General features: G+C 44.9%; 15 protein-coding genes. 4 read left to right on the forward strand and 11 right to left on the reverse strand.

The window, feature by feature from the left end:
* Positions 1-542 precede the first annotated feature (542 nt).
* Positions 543-3,506 (forward strand): TonB-dependent receptor, encoded by a 2,964-nt coding sequence (locus FNC98_RS12730; protein ID WP_143581595.1) that lies wholly within the window; start codon positions 543-545, stop codon positions 3,504-3,506.
* A gap of 67 nt (positions 3,507-3,573) precedes the next feature.
* Here FNC98_RS12730 and FNC98_RS12735 read toward each other — a convergent pair whose 3' ends face one another.
* Both FNC98_RS12735 and FNC98_RS12740 read right to left on the reverse strand, forming a co-directional pair.
* Positions 3,574-5,487 (reverse strand): alpha/beta hydrolase family protein, encoded by a 1,914-nt coding sequence (locus tag FNC98_RS12735; RefSeq protein ID WP_143581596.1) that lies wholly within the window; start codon positions 5,485-5,487, stop codon positions 3,574-3,576.
* 608 nt (positions 5,488-6,095) lie between these two features.
* The gene (locus FNC98_RS12740; protein ID WP_260680356.1) at positions 6,096-6,551 is read right to left on the reverse strand and encodes a hypothetical protein; all 456 of its coding nucleotides are present in this window, start codon (positions 6,549-6,551) and stop codon (positions 6,096-6,098) included.
* Between the two features lie 298 nt (positions 6,552-6,849).
* On the opposite strand from FNC98_RS12740, the gene FNC98_RS12745 reads away from it, so the two are divergent.
* Together FNC98_RS12745 and FNC98_RS12750 are read left to right on the forward strand one after the other, a co-directional pair.
* A complete protein-coding gene (locus FNC98_RS12745; protein ID WP_143581597.1) occupies positions 6,850-8,418 on the forward strand; it encodes a leucyl aminopeptidase in 1,569 nt (522 codons plus the stop codon).
* 221 nt (positions 8,419-8,639) lie between these two features.
* The gene (locus tag FNC98_RS12750; protein ID WP_143581598.1) at positions 8,640-10,991 is read left to right on the forward strand and encodes a fatty acid cis/trans isomerase; all 2,352 of its coding nucleotides are present in this window, start codon (positions 8,640-8,642) and stop codon (positions 10,989-10,991) included.
* Positions 10,992-11,065: 74 nt separating this feature from the next.
* On the opposite strand, the gene ggt is transcribed toward FNC98_RS12750, so the two are convergent.
* The 4 genes from ggt to gcvT all read right to left on the reverse strand — a co-directional run bounded on the left by ggt (position 11,066) and on the right by gcvT (position 17,731).
* On the reverse strand, positions 11,066-12,757 hold the full coding sequence (gene ggt, locus FNC98_RS12755) for a gamma-glutamyltransferase (RefSeq protein WP_144035562.1): 1,692 nt from the start codon (positions 12,755-12,757) through the stop codon (positions 11,066-11,068).
* A 354-nt stretch (positions 12,758-13,111) separates the two neighbouring features.
* Positions 13,112-16,006: an aminomethyl-transferring glycine dehydrogenase gene (gene gcvP / locus FNC98_RS12760; RefSeq protein ID WP_143581599.1), complete on the reverse strand. Its 2,895-nt coding sequence runs from the start codon at positions 16,004-16,006 to the stop codon at positions 13,112-13,114.
* A gap of 148 nt (positions 16,007-16,154) precedes the next feature.
* Positions 16,155-16,544, reverse strand: coding sequence for a glycine cleavage system protein GcvH (gcvH, locus tag FNC98_RS12765; RefSeq protein WP_143581600.1), 390 nt, complete (start codon positions 16,542-16,544; stop codon positions 16,155-16,157).
* 98 nt (positions 16,545-16,642) lie between these two features.
* Entirely contained in the window at positions 16,643-17,731 is a 1,089-nt protein-coding gene (gene gcvT, locus FNC98_RS12770; RefSeq protein ID WP_143581601.1) for a glycine cleavage system aminomethyltransferase GcvT, read from the reverse strand.
* Between the two features lie 366 nt (positions 17,732-18,097).
* Here gcvT and FNC98_RS12775 point away from each other — a divergent pair, with 366 nt between their 5' ends.
* A complete protein-coding gene (locus FNC98_RS12775; protein WP_143581602.1) occupies positions 18,098-18,682 on the forward strand; it encodes a hypothetical protein in 585 nt (194 codons plus the stop codon).
* A gap of 110 nt (positions 18,683-18,792) precedes the next feature.
* Here the strand turns inward: FNC98_RS12775 and FNC98_RS12780 are convergent, their stop codons facing one another.
* The 5 genes from FNC98_RS12780 to FNC98_RS12800 all read right to left on the reverse strand — a co-directional run bounded on the left by FNC98_RS12780 (position 18,793) and on the right by FNC98_RS12800 (position 23,419).
* A complete protein-coding gene (locus FNC98_RS12780) occupies positions 18,793-20,013 on the reverse strand; it encodes an SAM-dependent methyltransferase (protein ID WP_144035563.1) in 1,221 nt (406 codons plus the stop codon).
* A 108-nt stretch (positions 20,014-20,121) separates the two neighbouring features.
* Complete coding sequence (locus tag FNC98_RS12785) at positions 20,122-20,928, reverse strand: DUF1365 domain-containing protein (RefSeq protein WP_143581603.1); 807 nt, start codon at positions 20,926-20,928, stop codon at positions 20,122-20,124.
* Positions 20,925-22,181, reverse strand: coding sequence for an NAD(P)/FAD-dependent oxidoreductase (locus FNC98_RS12790; RefSeq protein WP_143581604.1), 1,257 nt, complete (start codon positions 22,179-22,181; stop codon positions 20,925-20,927). The genes FNC98_RS12785 and FNC98_RS12790 overlap by 4 nt, the downstream gene beginning before the upstream one ends.
* Positions 22,182-22,184: 3 nt before the next feature.
* The gene (locus FNC98_RS12795; protein ID WP_143581605.1) at positions 22,185-22,904 is read right to left on the reverse strand and encodes an SDR family NAD(P)-dependent oxidoreductase; all 720 of its coding nucleotides are present in this window, start codon (positions 22,902-22,904) and stop codon (positions 22,185-22,187) included.
* A complete protein-coding gene (locus FNC98_RS12800; protein WP_143581606.1) occupies positions 22,901-23,419 on the reverse strand; it encodes a nuclear transport factor 2 family protein in 519 nt (172 codons plus the stop codon). Before FNC98_RS12800 ends, FNC98_RS12795 begins: the two co-directional genes overlap by 4 nt.
* Positions 23,420-23,422: the final 3 nt, after the last annotated feature.

The raw sequence follows: 23,422 nt of genomic DNA on the forward strand, positions 1-23,422 counted from the left end.
AGCACTAACGAGCATTGTTATCTCAGCAGACGCTGGCGATGTTGTTCGAATGTATCGATGTGTTAATTCAAACAATAGGCAAAACAATTGTCAAGCATTTTGGTTAACCATTTTGTTTTACAGTTTGATTTTAGGCATTACCAAAGCCATTATTCCTCAGCCTGAACAAAGCCCTTACCAGTGTATTTGGCAATACTCCTAGCTTGATTGATTTTTATAATATTGAATTCAATGATGAAAGCTTTTATCAACAATCAACTATTAGGAAGGAATTTTTCTTATCGTTTTCAATTTATTGAAACCTCGAAAAACCACTATACAACCCCCTAAAAATAAGACCTTAAGGATTCACAACGATTATCACTGAACAACTTGGTAATACCATAAATCAATTAAAAACCGATTTTATGTAATACCAATAATGTGAATTATCTGTAAATTTTGTAATACCACTTGTTGAACAACGCATAACAATGTGCAATATTTAACCTACCCATAACCGGGACAACGATAAAACAAAAAATAATATCTAGGGGAGAACCATGAAATTTAAACTTTCACCGGTTTCGATAGCATTGCTATCTGCATCGACCATGACCTTAAGTTCAATGGCCTATGCACAAGAAGCAGAAGACAACTCTGAAGACATTGAAGTCATAGAGGTTTCTGGCATTCGTTCATCTTTAACCAGCGCGCTTGCAGAAAAGCGTTCTGCGGACAACCTTATTGAAGTCATCAAAGCTGAAGACATTGGTAAGCTACCTGACCAAAACCTTGCCGAAGTTCTGGAAAACGTAACAGGTATTCAAATTACTCGTTCTGCGGGTGTTGGTACTGGCGTACAAATCCGTGGTACTGACGCCAACCGTACAGAAATTAACGGTGTTTCTACAGTCGGCTCTGGTGCAGGTCGTTCAGGCATAAACTTTGAAGATGTATCTGCATCGATTATTTCGTCCGTTGAAATAATCAAAGCGCCAGAGGCAAAAACCATTGAAGGTTCTGTTGGTGGTACCGTAAATCTTGAAACCATTCGCCCACTGCAACTAAATGAAATGCTAGCAGCAGTTCGAGTACAGGGTGAAGACAGCAGTTTATCAACTGACGGAATTAAACCTCGTATTTCCGGTTCGTTTGGAGACAATTGGCAAACCGATGCCGGTGAGTTCGGTATTGTTTTGAGTGCGAGTTATGCCGAACAGGATGTTACCGCATTCCGTCCGCGTGTTGACCGTGACAACATTGTCAGGAGTGACAGTGGTGATGCTAGCGCTCAGGAATTTGATTTCTTGCCTATCCAGTTCTTGAATCAGGATTATGATAACTACGAGTACGAAACCAAAAACTATGTAGCAACGTTCGAATGGGCGCCAAACGACAATACTAAGTTGTGGTTTGATGCCGTTATTAATGATCAAGACAGACGTGAAGAAAGTACCCGTGTACAGGCTTCTGGTGTTAGTAATTTACGTGATATTTCAATACCAGATGAGTTTGAAACGGTAAATTTTGGTTCTCTTGATGGCGTTGAGCTGGGTAGCATTCAGGCGGCACTTCGTGGTGTTATCCCTGTCGACCTTGCTGACGATGACGATGATCCAAACTTACGTTTCTCTGGTGATACCAACTCTCGTGTTACCGAAAGTGAAATTTTTCGAATTGGTGGTGATTGGCAAACAGATCGATTCTACGCTCGTATTGAAGCGTCAAAATCGAAGTCAGAATCGCGTAACCCAAGAGTTAACACCACTCTTAATTTCATCAACCCAAATGCACCTTTAGATGCAGGCGGAGCCAATGATAACAGTGTCCCATTTGAGTACGATCTCACTGGCGGTTCTCTGGCTTTTGGCATTGCCTCTGGTACACCATATTCTCCAACCGCTGAAGATTTGCTTAATCCAGATAACGTTGTACTTCGAGATGTGCAGATCGCAAATGATTTAATTATTAATGAGGAAGATGCTTTTCGCGCGGATTTCACTTATGACCTAGATTTCTCAGTTTTTAGCTCTGTAGATTTCGGTTATCGCTATAGCAAAGCCAAAAACGGTACTGATCAAATTCGTTCAAATCTTGGTTTAAGAACGATGGCAGATAGTCCACGCGGTTCACTATTTGCAGACATTCTAACTGCAGGTCCAGATAACTTCGGTGACGCTGATGGTCGTAATTTGTTTGTGAAGGACTTTTTAATTGTAAATCCGGAGCTAGTCGCCTCCGATCCAGAGTACGTTATCGAAACTTTAGCTGCAGCTATTGAAACCCATGGAGGTTCAAGACCTCTAGATGCGCCTACTTCAGAATTAGATGCCAATTTCAACATCAGTGAAGAAACTCATGCGTTGTATGCGCAAATGAGCTTTGAAACAGAATTGTTCCGCGGTAATTTCGGTGTCCGTTATTTGCAAACTGACGTAGAGTCTATTGGTAATTCTGTTACTCAAGACGAAAATGGAAATCAAATCGTCACTCAAGTAACCAATACCAGCGATTATGACTTCCTGTTACCGCGAATCAACTTAGTTGCTGACGTAACTGAAGATGTATTATTACGTGCATCCTGGGGTAAAGATATACGTCGTCCTGATTATAATGATTTATCGACATCGACAACGTTTAGCACAAGTCCAAACCCGCCTGTAGCAGTCGGTAACCCGGACTTAAAGCCGGAAGAAGTAACTTCGTTTGATATTAGTGCCGAATGGTATTTTGCGGAAGCCAGTGTAGTAAGCATCGGTTATTTCCATAAGAAACGTAAAGATTTGTTCGTGAATCAACAAATTGATGCATGGGAAGATCCAGCTACAGGTTATCGTGAAACTGATCCGGAATGTTCAATGGGTGGTATTTTCAACCCCATCGCTGATCCGAATGTATTCGCGCCAGACGGCACACCACCAGGTATCTGTGTTCCATGGAGTACAACAGTAAATGATACTGGTGAAACCACACAAAAAGGTATTGAGATTGCGTTCCAATATGATCTCGCACAGTTTGAAGATGAGCTAGGTTGGGCGTCAGGTTTTGGTGTTCTTGCCAACTATACCATGCAGGAATTTTCCGGTGGTGAAGCGACAAACACGTCAACTAGCCGTGCTAGCCAGGTATTTGCTGCGACAACGGGCTCTTCAGAAGATTCTCTGGCTGTTACCCGAGTGCAAGGGCTATTGAATAACTCTGAAAACGCATATAACTTCACATTGTATTACGAGAAGTACGATTTATCAGCGCGTATGCGTTACACATGGCGTGAAGCTTATCGTTCAGATGACTTCGGTAGCACCTCTAGTTACCCGTGGGGATATCCGGTGGTTCAAGATGATCGTGGTCAGTTAAACGCCAGCATTAATTACGATGTAACTGAGCAGTTTAATGTTGGTCTTGAGGCCGTAAACATTACTGAATCAGAAGTTAACCAATACTGTGTTAACGAAGGCGCATTGCTTTGTTTCCAAGGTCTGACGGATCGTCGTGTGATCTTTGGTGCAGCATATCGTTTCTAATCTTTGCTGATTAGCTAAAACAAAAAAGCCGCTATTTTAGCGGCTTTTTTATTGCGTTACTCTTCGATTACAGATGTTGTTTTACAAACTTATCGATCGCTTCCAATGCTTTGGCACGATTCTCGGCTTTATCAAGGTTATGATTGCCTTCTTCAAGTTCTACAAAGGTAACCTGTTTGCCAGCATCTTCCAACTCATCAAACATCTCTTCCGATTGATCAAACGGCACCACTAAATCATGCTCACCATGGATCAACAACACTGGAATTTTAACCTTATCAACTGAGTTAATTGGCGAGATTTTTTCCAGATGATCATCTTCGACACTGCCATTGGAGATGACATCATCCCAATAAGATACTACCCAGTGGTTACGTCCAAAATTGCGTTTTTCATCGCGCATCATCTGCTCGACATCGGAAACACCGTTAATAGAAACCGCACACTTGTATACGTCTGGGGTAAAAGTAGCGCCAGCAAGGGCCGCGTAGCCACCATAGCTTGAACCGACAATACAGACGCGCTCAGGATCTACTAAACCACGCTTAGCATATTCGGCTACCGCATCGGTCAAATCATCCTGCATCTTGCGACCCCATTCGCCACGACCGGCAAACAAGTGGTCAACGCCAAAGCCTTCAGAGCCACGAAATTGTGGCTGAATTACCAGATACCCCTGAGTTGCAAAGTATTGAGCAAGATAATCGAAGGTGATCTTGTCGTAACTCTCAGGACCACCATGTGGCAGCATAATTGCCGGTAACTTTTCCGCTTTTTTGCCATTTGGCAGGGTCAGCAATGTAGGAATATTTAAACCGTCCCGGGCTTTGTATGTATCTTCCTGAATCGTATTTACATGTTCAACCCCAATCTCAGGGCGAGTCATTCCAAGGGAATCCAGCTTGCCACTTTGATAGCGCACGAATTGTCCTGCATTCCCAGCACCGCTGATGTGTAAAACAATGTTGGACCAGTCCGGCGTGTAATCTGAAAGCGTTAATGCCATGCCTGGTAAAGCTTTTTGAATACCTTTAATTCGCGCATTTAACTTTTTATCGAAGAACTCATAACTTGGCTTAAAACCAGAGTAGGTAACCCCATAAACGATACGGTTAATATCCATGATCACACTTTCGACATCTCGGTCTTCACGACTGAAGAAAGGACCAGCTTCGGTACCATCTTTTAACGACTTGGTGTAATAAGCCCAGCGACCATGGTCACCATCCTGACGGATCATCACGATATTTTTATAGTCCGGTGTCAAACCGGTAAAACCAACATGGCGTATTTCGGTTTCTTCCCGGAAAATTTCTACCCATTCGCCGTTATGCCATGCTTCTAAACGATGCAGGTTACGCTGGTTACTGAAACGCTCACGCGCTAATAATTCGCCATTTTTATCGACGAAAAAGTCAATGGTATCTTTGGTACCTTTTTTATGACGACGTGGTGTCTTACGCTTACCTAAATCAACTCGGAACAGGCTGTAATTACTTTTCTCATCATAAGCAGGCATGTACACATGCTTTCTTTCAGGAGAAATGCCGATTACGCTACCTAATTGTGTCTGCCCTTCATGAATCCCTTTACCTGCGGTTAGCAATTGATGCAAATCACCGGTTTCGAGGTTAAAAGCAAAAGCAACGCTGATATCGTAACGTCCGCGATAACCAAACAGCTTGGTATTATCAGAGGCTACCAATACGATGCGATTCTCTTCAACAAAGTAAACGTTGTCTGGGTTTACCGCTGCAATATCCACCGCGCGTATCATCTCGCCTTTGCTCAGATCAAGGACAACCAGAAAGTCGCGTTCAGAGTCAGTTAAACGATAGGCTAATTTAGTGCCGGATGGAGAGACCACCATCATACTTTTTTCGGGAAGTTTGGCGTAATCCGCATAGGTTAAATTTGCGGCATTAGCGCCTTGAGTTGCTAATAAAACAAGCATTCCTAAGCTCAAGAGCAAAGTTCTCATATCAATCCTTTAACTCATTATAATTTTCAAGTTGTCAAGTTTTCATTAGTTAGGGTATCGAAAAAACACCTTTGTTAAAAGACCGACCATGACACAGACGTTAAACTCTGCAATGACTATCAACTCTCATTCATTAACAGTTTTTCGTTGTTCTTATATAATACCAATCCCATTAAATTATTGCTCACTCAGTGAGAATTTAAAGGCTTGTAGACAAGGCTTTGATTGCAGAGAATGGTCATTCCATTGTCAAAATCAGCAACGCAGGATTAAGACAGAAGCTTATGACGAGAGCTATCAACGTTGTTAAAAGCATTGTAATCGAGGGGGAATGCCGACTCTGTGAGGTGACATGATTGTGACAAACACTGTCAATTATTCAGGGTCTGTAAACAAATGACACCGATTGTCGTCAACGCAACTAACTGAACTTATACAGCCCAGCAGATGTTAACAATGGTGACTTGAGATTAGGTTAAAAATGAAATTAATGAACATCAGGGACGGTGGCAATCAAATTTTGGTTGGTTGTGTATAACCTCAATTGTGAATAAAAGGAACGAACCTTTCGGTTCGTTCCTTTGTTGCTACGGAAATAGCGACATCAATTACTTATCTCTAAAGTGCATTTCTTGCAACAATGAAGTGCTCATGATAGTACGATATTCTGCCCTGTCGCCACTCTCATCCTGCATTTTTTCCATACTTTTTTTGACCCAGGCCATGTACTTTTCCTGGCGTTTTTCGTTTTCTTCTGCAGTCGCCATATTTTTAAAAATGCGAACCAGGTACAGATCCGGTTCGTCTGCTCGCGGGTGAACATTACTGATCACATAGTAACTTTCCAGCCATCCTTCAGAAACAGCAAACTCAAGATTTTTTCGCCATTCTTTGGCCAGCCAGTTGGCATACTTAAGGCCGGCGCCATCGGCAACCTTAATTCCAGTAACTTCCCAGTAATTACCTTCCTTGAAAGGCCACTCATTATCATCCGCTTGTGCATGCTGAATTGCGAATATGCTCAACAGGCAGAACAATACACTTCTAAGTAAATTGGTATTCATATTGATTTCCTCACAGGGCAAGCCACACTAGCTTCCCGAGTTGAAAGCGTAGTTGAAGTTGAAAATTTGTCTAACTTCACGACTAAGTAAAAACCGATATAAACCAAAAACTTTACGGCAAATCGCTAACACCTTGTTCATCAACTTAAGCCCGACTCGTTACAATGCCAGAAAACCCTGCGGGATATTTTTAAGCATTTTGAACACTAGAGATTGCATCAATCTACCCAGAGATTTTCGCAACAGACGACCTCATCTGTTAACATTTGTGATAATTGAAAAACATAGGAACTCTGTTATGAAATATTGGTTCTCATTAATTATCCCGTTTGCTTTGGCAATCGGCATGACTGTCGCACAAGCGAAAGATCACGAATCTAAGCCACCGACCAAGGTAACTTTTGATGAAGCTTTGCCTGAATCGGGCAATCTGGTGCTTGGCATATATGAAAATGGCAATGGCGGTCAGTATGGCGAAACACTCGACTCGTCCACTGATGCGGGCCTGAGCTATGCCATCAAAGCTGCCGGTTTTAAAGGCAAGAAAATGGCGACTAAAGTCATCACTGCACCTAAAGGCTCTGGCTACGACCAGATACTGCTGGTCGGCCTTGGTAAAGATGACAACAGCAACACATCACTGGACTGGCAGAAGATTGGCGGTAACGCCGTCCAAGCCGCTATTAAAGCCTTTAAAGAAGCGCCGGCAATGGCCTTTGATTTACCTAAAGATGTCAGTGCGAACCTGGCGTATGGCGCCAAACTTGGTAGCTACTATTTTGATAAGTATTACACCGATGAAAAGCGCCTTAAATACCAGCCATCATTAACGGTAGTGACGCCTGACCCTGATGCGACGTCAGAATATTATCAGGCAGAGCTAGACCCGGTTGCGAATGCAATCTGGTATACCAGAGATGTTTCTAACGAGCCCGGAAATATCATTTATCCCGAGAGTTTTGTCGAATACTGGGAAGATTTATTCGACGATATGGACGACATCAAAATTACCATTTTTGATGAAAAGGATATGATCAAGAAAAACATGGGCGCCATATACGGAGTTGGCCGCGGTAGTAAGCGCCCACCTAGAATGATGATTGTCGAATATCGCGGCGGCGAAAAAGATGATGCGCCGGTGATGATCGTCGGTAAAGGCATTACCTTTGATACCGGCGGTATCAGCATTAAAGGTTCAGAGAACATGTGGAATATGAAGTTCGATATGTCAGGGGCGGCAAGCACCATGGGCACCCTTTATGCTCTTGCGGGCCGCGGCGCGAAAGTAAATGCCATAGGCATTGCGGCAATGGCGGAGAATATGCCCGGTGGTAATGCCCAACGCCCAGGAGATGTAGTTACCTCGATGTCAGGTAAAACCATTCAAATTCGTTCAACCGATGCTGAGGGCCGATTGGTACTTGCTGATGCTGTGTATTATGGCGATGTCACTTATAACCCGGCCCTGCTAGTGGATTTAGCCACGTTAACAGGGTCTGCCGCTCGCGCATTAGGTAAAGACTATGGCGCTTTGTTTACCCGACATGAAGAGCTTACCGCTGATTTCATCGATATGGGTAAACAAACCGGTGATGAAGTATGGCCATTGCCCCTTAATGACAATCATTTTAAAGCCATCGAAAATGAAGTTGCCGACGTGATGAATTCCGGTCCTGGCGCGCCCGGTGCAAGCGCTGGCGCTGCGTTTATCGGTGCATTTGTGCGTGAATCAACGCCTTGGGTGCATTTAGATATTGCCGGTGTCGGCTGGAACAGCACACCAACACCAATGAAAGCATCGCCGGGTTCCACCTCTTTTGGTGTGCAATTGATGAATGGCTATATCAAAAAGCACTTTGAAAAATAGTTAATTTTTCGACTTTCCTTAAGGGGCTGATGACTCATTAGCCCCTTTATACCTTCCATCGCTCCTCAATGGCCAGCACCGTGCGTGTCCATTTGGCCATTTGGCCATTTGTCATTCCTTGAAATTCAGCCTGAGGCTAAACTCAACCCTCTTTTCAGGGTTGTCTACACTTAGTTTTAGTAGCGGTTGCAATACCGGTTAATAACAAGAGGATTAAATTGATGATGCGCTTACCGGCTCTGTTAACGTCATTGCATGTGCTAGTCACCCTGCCCACTGTTGCTGAGTCGGATACCAGAGAAACCGATATATCAACAACGACACCATACCTTAATCCTGAGCCAAACCAATCCAAGGTAGATTTTCAACAACAAATCCAGCCGCTTCTCGATAAACGTTGTGTCGTATGCCATGGCTGTTACGACGCCCCTTGTCAGTTAAAACTTGGCAGCTATGAAGGCATAACTCGAGGTGCAAATAAGGACCCGGTTTATCAAGGCGAACGTATTCTCGCGGCGGAGCCAACACGTCTTTTTGAAGATGCGCAAACCACGGAACAATGGCGAGACATGGACTTTCATCCGGTTGTGAATGAGGGGAATAAAGAAGGTAAGAGAGATCCATTACAGAGCCTGCTGGTAAAAATGCTCGAGCAAAAGCGCGCTCATCCACTGCCTGAAAGCAAAAAATTACCGGATAGCTTTAAGTTAAGTTTGAATCGTAGCCTGCAATGCCCAACCGAAGACGAGCATAAAAAGTATCTTAAGAAAAATCCGCTTTGGGGCATGCCCTATGCGCTGCCAGCCATAACTGACACTGAGCATCAGTTAATCATCGATTGGATAACGGCCGGAGCGGCTGACAGTCGTGCCGAGCCACTATCAAAATCACTGTTGAACAAAATTGATGAATGGGAGAAATATTTCAATCAAGACTCCAATAAAGCGCAGCTAATTAACCGCTACTTATATGAGCACCTGTTTCTCGCTCACCTTTATTTCCCGGAAGCAGAAACTGACGATAGCCAACCAAGCTTTTTTCGCCTCTACCGTTCAAAAACGCCACCGGGGCAACCTGTAGACATCATCGCCACCCGTCGCCCATTTGACGACCCCGAAGTTGACCGCGTTTACTATCGATTAGTGCCGTTGCAGGAAACCTTAGTGGATAAACTCCATATGCCATTCGCGCTGACCAAAGAGCGCAAAAGCAAATGGCAGGGCTGGTTTTATCAGCCCGATTATCAGGTAGATAAACTTCCCGGTTATCAACCAGAAAATGCATCCAATCCTTTCATTACATTCGCCGCTTTGCCTTCCGATGCTCGTTATCGGTTTATGATTGATGAAGCCCAATACAGCATTATGCAGTTTATCAAAGGTGCAGTTTGTCGCGGGCAGATAGCATTAAACGTTATCAATGACCATTTTTGGGTGGTGTTCGCCAACCCAGATATCGATTTGCCTGAATATGACGAAGTGTTTATGGAAAAAGCCCGGGCTACGATTGAGTTACCGGCAGAAGCGGATAGCAATGCCTTGCCGACAAGCTGGCTGGCGTATGCCAGATCCGAGCGCGAGTACCTCGACAGCAAAGCTGAATATATTAAGGATCACCTGGAAGGTCAGGTACCAGTCACCTTGGATTTGATCTGGGATGGTGATGGTAATAATGACAATGTCGCTCTCACTATTTTTCGTCACTTTGATGCAGCGACTGTCGTTAAGGGCTTAGTCGGTGAAAAACCGCAGACCGCCTGGGTAGTTAGCTACCCATTATTTGAGCGCATACATTACCTTTTAGTTGCCGGGTATGACGTCTATGGCAATGTCGGTCACCAGCTAAATAGTCGCATGTATATGGACTTTTTGAGAATGGAGGGGGAAACCAGTTTTCTGTCGTTATTGCCAAAAGCCGATCGTAAAACGGTGCGGGAGCAATGGTATCGAGGCTCGATCAGTCCGGTAGAAAAATATATTCAAAATGGCAGTAACTTTGCCCATGAAACCCATATAAACTACCAAACTTCAGAGCCCTTGCCTGAGCTACTTAGCATGATTAAAGACCACATAAGTGAAGCACAAAGTAAGGCTCATTCGATTTATCCGGGGCTGGAAGATAAGGCAATATCCGACATTCAAGCATTGAACCGCTCTGTTGGCATCGCTGCCTCTATTTTACCCCAGGCCTCTTTGGTTCTGGTTCAGGGCAATGATAACAAACCTTACATCTATAGTTTGTTATCCCATAACGCCTATACCAATATTTCCCACATGTTTGATGAAAAAGGTCGTCGCCGCCCCAATGAAGATAGCCTTACCATGGCCCACGGTGTTATGACATCACACCCAAATGCACTATTTAAAATAGATCACACTGAGGTCGCTGAATTTACCCAGATGATTGGCCAGATTGAGGATGAATCGGATTATGAAAAATTCATGGATAAATTCGGGATAAGAAGGACGGATAATGCATTCTGGACCTTTAGTGATGAGTTACACCAAACGTATCAGCGACAAGCCATTATTAACTTTGGCTACTTTGATTACAACCGACTGGAAAATCGTTAAGTCTAATTCCGCGACCCGATCAAAAAAGGCTGTTTAACACAGCCTTTTTTATAAGGTACAGTTAATTGAAGAAATTAATACCCCTGCGCCTGGCCATCTTTACGCATTTCACTGGCACCATGATAAACACCGTTACTAAGATCTTTTAAGATAGCCTGATAGCCGCCAAACGGACCACTGGTGATATGCACTTTATGACCGCGCTGTTGCAGCTCTTTAACGACATCGGCTTTAACGCCGCTTTCCAGCTCTAGTACACCACTGTCTTTCATTCGTCCTTCCCAGGTCGGTGAGGTTGAGCCTTTGTGATGAAAACGGGCGGCATCGCCGGCTTGTTGGACGTTCATCGCAAAATCGACAATATTGGTAACCATCTGTACATGGCCTTGCGGCTGCATGGCGCCCCCCATCAAACCAAAGCTCATATAAGGTTTATTATCTTTGGTGATAAACGCTGGAATAATGGTGTGGAAAGGTCGCTTACCCGGCGCGTATACATTCGGATGGCCTTCGGTTAATGAATACTGAGCACCGCGGTTTTGGAAAATAAAACCAAGGCCGTCGGCTACCAACCCAGTTCCCATACCGCGATAATTACTTTGAATCAGGCTTACCATCATGCCGTCTTTATCGGCAACCGTAAGGTAGATGGTATCGCCTTCAATTAGTTTAGGATCGCCATGCTCCACTTCTTTAGCAGCTCGCTGCATATCAATCAGCTTGGCACGCTCTTTACCGTACTTTTCCGACAATAAGTAATCGAGGTTAATCTTTTGATAATCCGGATCCGCGTAAAAACGGGCGCGATCTTCAAACGCCAGTTTTTTCGCTTCGGTCATTACATGCAAATAATCAGCACTGTTATGCCCCATGCTTTTCAGATCATAGTTTTCCAGAACCGTTAGCATCTGCAATGCGGCAATGCCCTGGCCATTAGGCGGTAATTCCCAGACATCATAGCCGCGATAATTTACCGAAACCGGGTCAATCCAGTTACTCGAATGACTGGCAAAATCTTCATAGCGAAGTGGCCCGCCAATGCGCTTGAAATAGCTATCCATGGTTTTGGCGATATCACCTTTGTAAAACGCATCGCGTCCGCCTTTAGCGATTTTTTCTAAGGTATTGCCCAAATCCGGGTTCTTAAATACCTGTCCTTCGGTTGGCGCTTTACCATCAATCAAAAATGTTGCCTGATAGTTAGTGATCTCTTCAATCTCACCTTCTTTAAAAAGCTTTTCATAGCGCTTTTGGTAGATATCCATGTAATAGGCGATAACTTCGGTAACCGGAAAACCTTCTCTGGCATATTGAATCGCAGGAGCCAGGTTTTCCTGCATGTCCAATTTGCCGAACTTTTCGTGCAAAGCAAACCAGGCATCGACGGTACCCGGCACCGTAACTGGCGGTGTACCCCAGTTAGGGATTTGTGAAACCTCACCGATTTTTTCTTTTAGCTGCGCCAGTGTCTGACCTTTGGCGCTGCGCCCTGAACCATTTAAACCATGTAACTGCTTGGTTTTCGGATCCCAGACAATGGCGAACAAATCGCCACCAATGCCATTACCGGTTGGCTCCATCAAACCAATCGCCGCATTTGCCGCAATTGCCGCGTCCATGGCTGTGCCGCCTTGTTGCAAAATATCAATGGCAACCTGAGTCGATAGCGGGTGTGACGTTGCCGCCATACCATTAACCGCAAGCACTGGAGAACGGGTAGCCCAAGGCGCACCAACGACGCGGTCACCTCTTCCATCTTCTCGCATTTGAACCGGCTCGCCGGTCACATCATCAATAATAGTGCGTTTATCTAAAGTGCTGTCTTTCGGGCTGTTTGCCTTTTCAGCGCCAATGACAGTAGCGGACAGCATCATAGTGCTGGCAATAAGTAGAGATATTTTCTTCATTCTATTTCTCTTTTAATCAGAACAGTCAGATAGTTCTTAAATTTAAATTGGTATAAGTCTTCGTTATTTATACAACAATCCTCGCAGAGATTACGAGAGGCAAGTAAAAAGAGACCAGTGGTTTGTTTTTAAAGGTGAAAAAAAACCGCGACATTGTCGCGGCTTTTGCAAATTACTTTAGGTTTTAACCTTGTAGCTGAAAGTTACTAGTTTCTATTCAGCGTCGATATACGTCTCAACCGCAGGACAAGAACAAATCAGGTTACGGTCGCCGTATACGTCATCGATACGGTTTACCGTTGGCCAGAATTTGTTAGCCGCCGCAGCTGCTACCGGGAATACCGCTTCTGCAACGGTGTAAGCACGATCCCAACCAGCGTCAGTGATATCAGCTAATGTGTGCGGAGCGTTGTGAAGTGGGTTGTCTTCCAGTGTCCACTCACCTTGTTCAACTTTGCGGATTTCATCGCGAATACAGGTCATGGCTTCGATAAATCGGTCTAACTCAACTTTTGATTCCGACTCGGTTGGTTCGATCATCAAGGTACCAGCAACAGGGAATGACATCGTTGGAGCGTGGAAACCATAGTCCATCAAACGCTTAGCTACATCCATTTCAGTGATACCAGAGGCTTCTTTCAACGGACGCAAATCAACGATACATTCGTGCGCAACACGGCCGTTATTACCGGTATAGAGAATTGGGTAATGCTGGCTAAGTTTGTGTGCCAGGTAGTTAGCGTTAGTGATTGCGTACTTAGTTGAATCGGTAACACCTTGCTTACCTAGTAAAGCTACATACATGTATGAGATACACAGGATACCGGCACTACCAAATGGCGCCGCAGAAACTGCACCGTTGCCTTTTAGCTCGCTGTCAAAATCAACTAGCGCGTGACCCGGTAAGAATGGCGCTAAGTGTGATTTCACACCGATTGGGCCCATACCTGGGCCACCACCACCGTGTGGAATGGCGAAGGTTTTGTGCAGGTTAAGGTGAGATACGTCAGCACCGATGAAACCTGGAGAAGTGATACCTACCTGAGCATTCATGTTGGCACCATCAAGGTATACCTGACCACCGTTGGCGTGAACGATGTCACAGATTTCTTTGATGGTTTCTTCATATACTCCGTGCGTAGACGGGTAAGTGATCATGATACAAGATAAGCTGTCAGCCATTTCTTCGGCTTTGGTTTTCAAATCAACCAAATCAACGTTACCTTGCTTGTCACAATCAACCACCACAACTTTCATACCAACCATTTGTGCAGAAGCTGGGTTAGTACCGTGTGCAGAAGATGGGATCAAACAGATATTACGGTGAGCGTCACCGCGGCTCTGGTGGTACTTCTGGATAGCGATAAGACCGGCGTACTCACCCTGAGCACCTGAGTTAGGTTGCATCGAGATATCGTCGTAACCGGTAAGTTCAACCAACCAGTCGCCCAGCTCGTTGATCATTTTGGTGTAACCTTTTGCCTGTTCAAGCGGTGCAAATGGGTGCATGTTAGCAAATTCTGGCCAGGAAACCGGGATCATCTGCGCCGTCGCGTTTAGCTTCATGGTACAAGAACCCAAAGAAATCATTGAGTGGTTCAATGCTAAATCTTTGTTTTCAAGTTTCTTGATGTAACGCAGCATCTCAGTTTCGCTGTGATACGAGTTAAATACCGGGTGGGTTAAGAACTCAGATTCACGAACTAATTCCGCTGGAATTGAAGAATGGCCACACTCAAGGATTTTCGCATCTAGCTCAGCCACATCAAGACCATGGCCTTCGCCTAGTAATATGTCGAATAGCTGATGAATGTCGTTACGGTTAGTAGTTTCATCTAAAGAAACACTGACTTTGCCTTCCTGATCAACACGAAGGTTTACGTTAGCCGCAAGGGCGCGGGCGACGATTTCATCTTTGTTGTCAGTTGCGAACGTTAAGGTATCAAAGTAATTCTGGTGAATGGCGGTTAAGCCTTTACTCGCGGTACCCAAACATAAAATATCGGTAAAGCGATGGATGCGGTTAGCGATGGTTTTCAGACCTTGCGGGCCGTGATAAACCGCATAGAAAGCTGCCATATTGGCTAGTAACACCTGTGCCGTACAAATGTTTGAGTTAGCTTTTTCACGACGGATATGTTGTTCACGGGTCTGCATTGCCATACGCAATGCATTGTTACCACGGGTGTCTTTAGAAACGCCAATGATACGGCCTGGAAGCGAACGCTTGTGCTTATCTTTGGTAGTAAAGAAAGCCGCGTGTGGACCACCGTAGCCCATAGGCACACCAAAGCGTTGTGATGAGCCGATTACCGCATCGGCGCCTAGCTCACCTGGAGCTTTTAGCATAACCAGACTCATGATATCGGCAGCAACCGCAACGATACCTTTTTTCGCCTGAACATCAGCAATGATGGTGCTGATGTCGGTGATTTCACCCTCTGCACCCGGGTATTGTAATAACGCACCGAAAATATCGTGCTCAGCAGCGCTTGCAGCAGGACCCGTTACGATATCAAAACCGAACATTTGTGCACGTTGGCGCACTACGTCCTGAGTTTGTGGGTATACGTTGTCGGCGATAAAGAACAGGTTTGATTTCTTGTTCTTAGAAACACGCTTGGCAAGCGCCATGGCTTCTGCCGCAGCCGTACCTTCGTCAAGAAGTGAGGCACTGGCAAGTTCAAGGCCGGTTAAATCGATACACATTTGCTGATAGTTAAGCAACGATTCTAAACGCCCCTGAGCGATTTCTGGCTGATACGGCGTGTAAGCTGTGTACCAACCTGGATTTTCCAATACATTACGCAAGATAACGTTCGGCGTTAATGTAGGGAAATAACCTAAACCGATGTAAGAGGTGTTCACCTGATTTTCACTAGCCAGAACTTTAAGGTCGGCTAGCGCTTTAACTTCTGTCTTACTCTCGTTGATATTTGGCAGGTCAGACAGGCGAATGCTGCTTGGTACAATTTCATCAATTAAGGCATCGACAGATTCCGCACCAATCTCATTAAGCATGGCTTTGGTTTGGTCGGCATCTGGGCCAATATGACGGCGAATAAAATCTTGAGTTTGTTCTAATTGTGTCAACGATTGAGTAGACATAAACAACAGGTCCCGAAAAAGATATAACGACTGCGACAAGTTTTTCTGTTCAGAAATTTCTGGGGTCCGAAACCTGAAAAACCTACCGCCTTTAAAACAACAAGCCCCGAACGTACCGTTCAGGGCTTTAACTAATTAATATTGCTGATTATTCTTCATCAACAACGTTTTGGTAGCCTTCCGCATCCAATAGTGCGTCTAGCTCGCTGGCGTCGTCCAGCTTAACGCGGAACATCCAACCGTCACCAAAGGCGTCAGAGTTAACTAACTCGGGGCTGTCTTCAAGGTCTTCGTTTACCTCTACTACTTCGCCACTTACTGGTGCGTAGATATCTGATGCCGCTTTAACAGACTCAGCAACAGCAACGTCATCGCCAGTGCTAACCTGATCGCCGACTTCTGGCAACTCAACAAAAACCATGTCGCCTAAAAGCTCTTGAGCGTGTTCGGTGATACCTACTGTTACTGTACCGTCACCTTCGTTACGTACCCACTCGTGAGACGACGCATATTTTAACTCAGAAGGAATGTTACTCATTTTTTGTTCCTAAAAATAAATGATTTAAAATCTGTTTTTCGTATGACCTGCGCCACTGAATCACTGCGCAGTTCAAGTTTAATATGGTTAGCTCTAGTTTAGAAAACTTTTTTACCATTGCGCACAAAACTTGGCTTGATAACTTCAACATCTACCAGTTTCTTACGCATCTCAACCTGAATGGTATCACCCACTTTTACGGCGCGTGGTACACGAGCCATGGCGATACTGTGACCCAAGGTTGGCGAGAAGGTTCCTGAGGTGATAACACCTTCGCCGTGCTCGGTCACAACTTTAAGACCTGAACGTAAAACGCCTTTCTCGGTTAACACTAAACCAACTAGCTTAGGTTGGTCGCCAGCAGCACGTTGCTCGGCTAAAACTTCACGACCGATAAAGTTACGATCTTCTGGTTCCCAGCTGATGGTCCACGCCATGTTTGCCGCTAATGGCGATACGTTATCGTCCATATCAAGACCGTAAAGGTTCATACCTGCTTCTAAACGAAGGGTGTCACGAGCACCAAGGCCAGCAGGTTTTACACCCGCATCTAGTAACTGTTGCCAGAAATCTGCTGCCATATCTGCAGGGAGCGCAATTTCATAGCCGTTTTCGCCAGTGTAACCTGTGGTCGCGATAAATAAATCGCCAGCCTGAACACTGAAAAATGGCTTCATGCCATCAACCGCAGCGGTTTGCTCTGCGTCTAACAAAGTAGCGACTTTCGCTTTTGCCTGAGGGCCCTGAACGGCGATCATCGCGAACTCAGGACGTTCAGTAACGGTTACCTGATAATCTGCCGCCTGGTTGTTGATCCAGGCTAAATCTTTTTCACGAGTTGCAGAGTTTACTACTAAGCGGTACTCAGTATCTGTGTAGAAATAAACGATAAGGTCGTCGATAACACCACCCTGCTCGTTACACATACCTGTGTATAGGGCTTTACCAGCGTCTTCCAGTTTCGCTACATCGTTAATCACTAAGCGACGTAAAAACGGCTTGGCATCTGCACCCTGGATATCAACGATGGTCATGTGAGATACATCGAACATACCCGCATCGGTGCGAACCGCATGGTGTTCTTCAATTTGTGAACCGTAATTGATTGGCATTTCCCAACCGTGGAAATCAACCATTTTCGCGCCAGCTTCAAGATGTTTGGCGTGTAGTACCGTTTTATTTGTCATAGGAGGCCACTTAAATGTATTCGTTCAAACTGCTTTGACAGGGCATTTTGCCCTCTTAAAAAATTGGAAAAAATTATACGCCCACAAAGTATAAGGATCAATTGCTTGTTATACACTTTTTGAATAAAAAGCCAACAAAAGAACAGAATCCGTTATTAATTCGACCAAACATAATTTATCAAAATTTTATACAGAAAAATCCCCGGCAGTTGTGAAATTGCCTGCGACCTTTTTATCAAAAAAAGAAACGGGGTCAGAGTCATCGTTATAACGACATTAACTATCTGATATGATTGCATATTGTTTTTTGATAATTGACTCTGACCCCATATGGGACAAACTTTGAAGGAATTGGTGTAACCCAATATGATTAGTTGTTTGGTAACGGATATTTTTGGCAGAACCGATGCCATGGAAGAATTAGCTGCTGAACTATCGGCTGATTCCAATACCGATTCCGGTTCTTTAGCAGAGTGGCGGATATTGGACCCTTACCAAGGCGTGCGTCATGACTTTACCGATGAAGCCTCTGCCTATGGGTATTTTCAACAGCACATGGGTTTGACGAACTACGAAAGCTTAATCGCTGAGGAGTTGAACAATACCCAGTACTCTTTAGCCATAGGTTTTAGCGTCGGTGCGTCCGCCTTGTGGCAATACCTAAGCCAATCTAAATCGATGAGTATTCAGCAAGCGGTATTGTTTTATGGCTCTCAAATTCGCAATATGCCGCTTAACTCACCTCAGGTTCCTACTCATATTATTCAGCCAAAATCTGAGCCGCATTTTGATGTTAATAAGCTGAGTATTAAATTAACTCAGCTAGAAAACGTCTCGATAGAGAGAACTAAGTATTTACACGGCTTTATGAATCGAAAATCCGATAATTTTAATGTTGAAGGCTATCAACGTTACCTGGCGCGGTTAAAGGGGACACAGCCACTAGGATAACGACACTAACCCTCTGATAATTAAATACATCCATTTATAATAATTGACACTGACCCCATAAAAAAAAGCATCGTGAAAACGATGCTTTCTAATGTTGCCAAGAGCAATATCTATTTTCTAGCCAGCAGGTGGACGGTGCTGGTGGAGCGCTCAAGGAAGGCGCCCTCGCAGTAGCACAGATAGTAAGTCCACAGGCGTTTGAAGGTTTCGTCATAGCCTAGCTGGCTAAGCTCTGGCCAGGATTTGAAAAACGCGTCACGCCAGTCAGATAGGGTTCGGGCATAATCGAGACCGATATCGGAGATTGATTCGATCACCATTTGTGTGTTTTTGGTGATTTGCTCGCTCATGATATTAATCGACGGCAGGCACCCACCTGGGAAGATATAACGCTGAATAAAATCGACGTTGTTCTTGTAATACTCAAACCGTTGATCGGCGATAGTGATGGCCTGAATTAGCATTTTACCGCCAGCTTTCAAGCGGGCATTACACTGCTTGAAGAACGAATCGAAGTATTCATGGCCAACCGCCTCAATCATCTCGATAGACACCAGCTTGTCATACTCGCCTTCCAGTTCACGGTAATCCTTTTTCAGCAAGGTAATCTTGTCCTGCAGCCCTAACTCGTTCACACGTTGCTCGGCGAATTTAAACTGCTCTTCGGAAATAGTCGTCGTGGTAACGCGACAGCCATAGTTTTGCGCGGCAAAGATCGCCAGACCACCCCACCCTGTACCAATTTCCAGAACATGGTCGTTTTCATTCAGCTCCAACTGATCGCAGATCCGCGCTAACTTATGTTGCTGTGCTTCTGCCAATGTCGAATCTTCGCTCGGGTAAATCGCCGATGAATACATCATCGTTGGGTCGAGAAAACGGGTGTATAGCTCGTTGCCCAAGTCATAGTGGGCAAGAATGTTACGTTTAGAGCCAGCTACTGTGTTGCGGTTATTGCGATGGAACAAGGCATTTTTGATTTTTCCAACCCAGGCCATTTTCGATTCCATGGAATCGGTGACGTTTTGAGCTCTGGCAAAAATACGAATCAGTGCGGTGAGATCGTCACAGGTCCAACGATTATCAATATAGGCTTCAGCTGCGCCGATACTACCGCCTTTGACAAAGCTGGTGTAGACACTGACATCGTTTACTTTAATTTGAGCTCTGACGTCGCTATCAGCAGATCCAAACTGAAACCGATTCGTTCCTTCGACCAGCTCTAAACTGCCGTTGGTAATTTTGCCAAGTACGGCATGCACCAGCTGTCGACAACGTTTTTGGAAAAACGATAACTGTTCCAGGTTTTGAATTGAGGCAAACTGTTCCACATTTTGCTCCAGATTTTGTTCCAATGGTTGATCTAAGGAGTTCACAATAACTTTCTCTTATAATTTAAAATATTACGATTTTGCTTAACATGCCAATTTGAATTCAAATCAGGAATTAGGATGTGCAACAAAAGGTACTTTCTTTAACCAAAGTTTCAGCGCTTGCCAGTAGATACCTGCACATATCTTCAGCGTCATCGCCGGTAGACTGCGCCAGACTGCAAAAATCGCTTTCGCGGTTAACGGCTGCCGGGTTAACGCCATCGTCGCATCAAATACCTTTTCGCTACGATGATTCTCAATATGTACCAATAAGCGATTGGCTTTGTTGTCCTTACCAGATTCGCCCTCGGCCATTAATTCAGGCGCTCTGACTTTCCAGTGATAGGACATATCCAAGTCCATAAATGGCGAGACATGAAACTCTTTTTTGGAAGGCTTGATCGCCTCTAAATCTACCAGGTAATAATGACGTTCGTTCCAGGGGGTGTTGCTGACTTCCGCCAACATATAGCGGGCTCTGTGCTCCGGGTCATAACAAAAGAAGAAATTGACCGGACTAAAATACAAGCCAAAACAACGCCCCTGGATGGTCATCATCACCTTGCCGCCTGGCCAGGTTCCCCCCAACGCTTCTACTTTGTTTTGGATACGTTGTTTAAGGTCTTGAGGTTCACCGCTGACATAATCTTCTGGCTTGATTCGAATCGGTTTGTACCAGGCTTTTCCAAGCCAGGCGCTTTCTAATAAGCCCTGCTGCCACTCCTGCAGGTCGATGACCAACATGTAAAGTTGGTAATTAAAGGCATGATAAACCGGAGCCATCCGACGGTGACGAACATCACCGGCATAAATGCCGCTATTCAGGGTTGGCTGGCTCTTTAGCGTTTGCTGGCTTTGGCCGTCGTCGCTCATAGCTGACATCCAAAACGTTCGCCGACATCGACCGCTGAACGAACGCCATCCTCGTGGAAGCCGTTGTACCAGTATGCGCCAGCAAAATGGGTACGATTTTGGCCGCAGATTTGATGGCGTTGTTGTTGCGCTGCCATACCCGGGGTAGAGAAAATCGGATGTTCGTACACGTATTCTTCAAGCAGTTTATCTTTATCCACTGCATCACTTTGGTTAAGGGTCACACAAAAGGTATGGTCACTTTCAATGTGCTGAAGAATATTCATGTTGTAGCTGACACTTGCCGGACGCTGGCGATCGTTATCCAGCATGTAATTCCAGCTCGCCCAGGCTTTGCGGCGTTTGGGTAACACAGACACATCGGTATGCATAACCACTTGATTCTGGCTATACGGCAAAGCCCCTAGCACCTGTTGCTCGTCTTCACTTGCATCTTTAAGCAACGCCAGGGCTTGATCCGAGTGACAGGCAAGTACCACGTCATCGAAAAACTGTTCACTGCCATCGGCAAACGTGATTTTCACCTGGTCTTGCTCCCGATAGACACCAGTGATATCAGTATTCAAATGGATGTTGTCTTTAAAGGCTTTGATTAAAGGCTCGATGTATGCGCGAGAGCCATTTTCAATCACATACCACTGTGGACGGTCGGCAATATTGAGCAGTCCATGGTTGTGGAAAAAGCGAATGAAGAAATCGAGCTGAAAGTCCATCATCTGCTCAATCGAACTCGACCAGATAGCAGCGCCCATCGGCAAGATATAGTGTTGAGAAAAGTGATCGGAAAAGCCTTCTTCATTAAGAAACTGCCCAAGAGTTTTATCCATGGGAATGTCGCCAGAGGCATAAAGCTTTTTACATTGCTTGTTAAAACGCAAAATTTCCAGAATCAAGCGCCAGAAGCTTGGTTTTAAAATGTTCGAACGCTGGGCAAACAGGGTATCGAGATTATGCCCGTTGAATTCCATTTGCGTATGGCGATTGTGCACCGAAAAACTCATTTCGGTTTCTCGTTTATTGACGCCAAGTTGCGCAATCAATTTTAAAAAGTTTGGGTAGGTTTTGTTGTTAAAGACGATAAAGCCGGTATCAACGACGTAGTCTTTACCATCCACGCTCACATCTTTGGTGGCGGTATGGCCACCAATGTAATCGTTTTTCTCAAATACCGTGACCTGGTGTTTTTGGCTAAGCAAATAACCGCAGGTTAAGCCAGAGACGCCCGAACCTATAATTGCGATGTTCTTTTTCATTTATTATTTCTTCCTTGTTAACAACCAGCACCACCAACTAAACGGCATCCATGACAGAAGACGTAACAGGTAAGTAAACCGTTTGGGAAAATCGAGTATTTTCTTTCGTTTTTCGACGCCTTTATAAATTCGCTCTGCTGCCTGTTCTGAGGTCAGCAAGAACGGCATCGAAAAGTCATTCTTATCGGTAAGGGGGGTTTTTATGAACCCGGGTTGAACCAGGGTTACGTCGATACGCTGTGGCGCTAAATCGAAAGCCAGGGTTTTTGCCAGGTAATCAACACCAGCTTTGGATGCGCCATAGGCTTCAGCTCTGGGCAAAGGCAGATAGGTAACGCTAGAGCTGACAATAACCAGTTGCCCGCCAGGACGAATTTTTTTGATGAAATGTTGTAACAGATCGCCCATCGATAGCAGGTTGACTGTGATCACTCGTTTGAACAGAGCGCCATCAAAATTACCAGCATCATCGATATATTCACAATCACCGGCATTTAAAACCACGATATCCAGGCCATCTATGGACTTCGCTGCATTGGCCACCTGCTCCTCAGAGGTTATATCGAATGCAAGTGGTGATAAATTAGTTTTGCCCTGGCACAAGGAATCAAGTTTGTCTTGGTTGCGCCCACAGGCGATAACAGAAACGTCTTGCGCTGCATAATGCAGCGCAAGGGATTGTCCTATGCCGGAAGTTGCACCGGTAATTAGTACCTGTTTCATTGGCCAGCCCGGTTTTTCACCATTTTCACTAATCGACCAAGCACTGGAATGTGCTCATATAGCATGGCACCGGCGTCCAGATAATCGCGATGATAAGATACCTTATCACCATCGGCCCGAAGTCTGGTGTGGCCTTGAACTTCAATGGCCTTACCGTTATTCAGGCTAGAGTGGATAAAGTTCATGTGCCAATAGATTGCCGCTTCCTGATCATTGTAGATCACATCGTCAATGGTAAAACGGCAATGGCTTAAGTTGGTATACATGGCATCGAAGTACTCAAGCAGTTGCTTACGGCCTTCAATAACATGGAGAGGGTCCTGAAAATGTACATTCGGAGCATAGACCTGCAACAACAGCTGTAGATTATCCGTACCTAAACGCTGGTAGATATCTACAAACGTGGCAAGCCAGACAGGATACCCTTGTCGGTTCTGTAAGGAATCAGAGGAACCGTTCGCGGTGTCGTAGGCGCCGCCATCTAAGTTCAAGACCTGACCCTTGTCTTTGTTCATCGA

This window comes from Thalassotalea sp. PS06, assembly GCF_007197775.1.
Classification (GTDB): domain Bacteria; phylum Pseudomonadota; class Gammaproteobacteria; order Enterobacterales; family Alteromonadaceae; genus Thalassotalea_A.

Coding starts and splice junctions, on each gene's coding strand:
- gcvP (WP_143581599.1), bottom strand. CDS start 16,006: ATGTCTACTCAATCGTTGACACAATTAGAACAAACTCAAGATTTTATT.
- FNC98_RS12785 (WP_143581603.1), bottom strand. CDS start 20,928: ATGAGCGACGACGGCCAAAGCCAGCAAACGCTAAAGAGCCAGCCAACC.
- FNC98_RS12730 (WP_143581595.1), top strand. CDS start 543: ATGAAATTTAAACTTTCACCGGTTTCGATAGCATTGCTATCTGCATCG.
- gcvT (WP_143581601.1), bottom strand. CDS start 17,731: ATGACAAATAAAACGGTACTACACGCCAAACATCTTGAAGCTGGCGCG.
- FNC98_RS12745 (WP_143581597.1), top strand. CDS start 6,850: ATGAAATATTGGTTCTCATTAATTATCCCGTTTGCTTTGGCAATCGGC.
- FNC98_RS12750 (WP_143581598.1), top strand. CDS start 8,640: ATGATGCGCTTACCGGCTCTGTTAACGTCATTGCATGTGCTAGTCACC.
- ggt (WP_144035562.1), bottom strand. CDS start 12,757: ATGCGAGAAGATGGAAGAGGTGACCGCGTCGTTGGTGCGCCTTGGGCT.
- FNC98_RS12735 (WP_143581596.1), bottom strand. CDS start 5,487: ATGAGAACTTTGCTCTTGAGCTTAGGAATGCTTGTTTTATTAGCAACT.
- FNC98_RS12740 (WP_260680356.1), bottom strand. CDS start 6,551: ATGAATACCAATTTACTTAGAAGTGTATTGTTCTGCCTGTTGAGCATA.
- FNC98_RS12790 (WP_143581604.1), bottom strand. CDS start 22,181: ATGAAAAAGAACATCGCAATTATAGGTTCGGGCGTCTCTGGCTTAACC.
- FNC98_RS12795 (WP_143581605.1), bottom strand. CDS start 22,904: ATGAAACAGGTACTAATTACCGGTGCAACTTCCGGCATAGGACAATCC.
- FNC98_RS12775 (WP_143581602.1), top strand. CDS start 18,098: ATGATTAGTTGTTTGGTAACGGATATTTTTGGCAGAACCGATGCCATG.
- FNC98_RS12800 (WP_143581606.1), bottom strand. CDS start 23,419: ATGAACAAAGACAAGGGTCAGGTCTTGAACTTAGATGGCGGCGCCTAC.
- gcvH (WP_143581600.1), bottom strand. CDS start 16,544: ATGAGTAACATTCCTTCTGAGTTAAAATATGCGTCGTCTCACGAGTGG.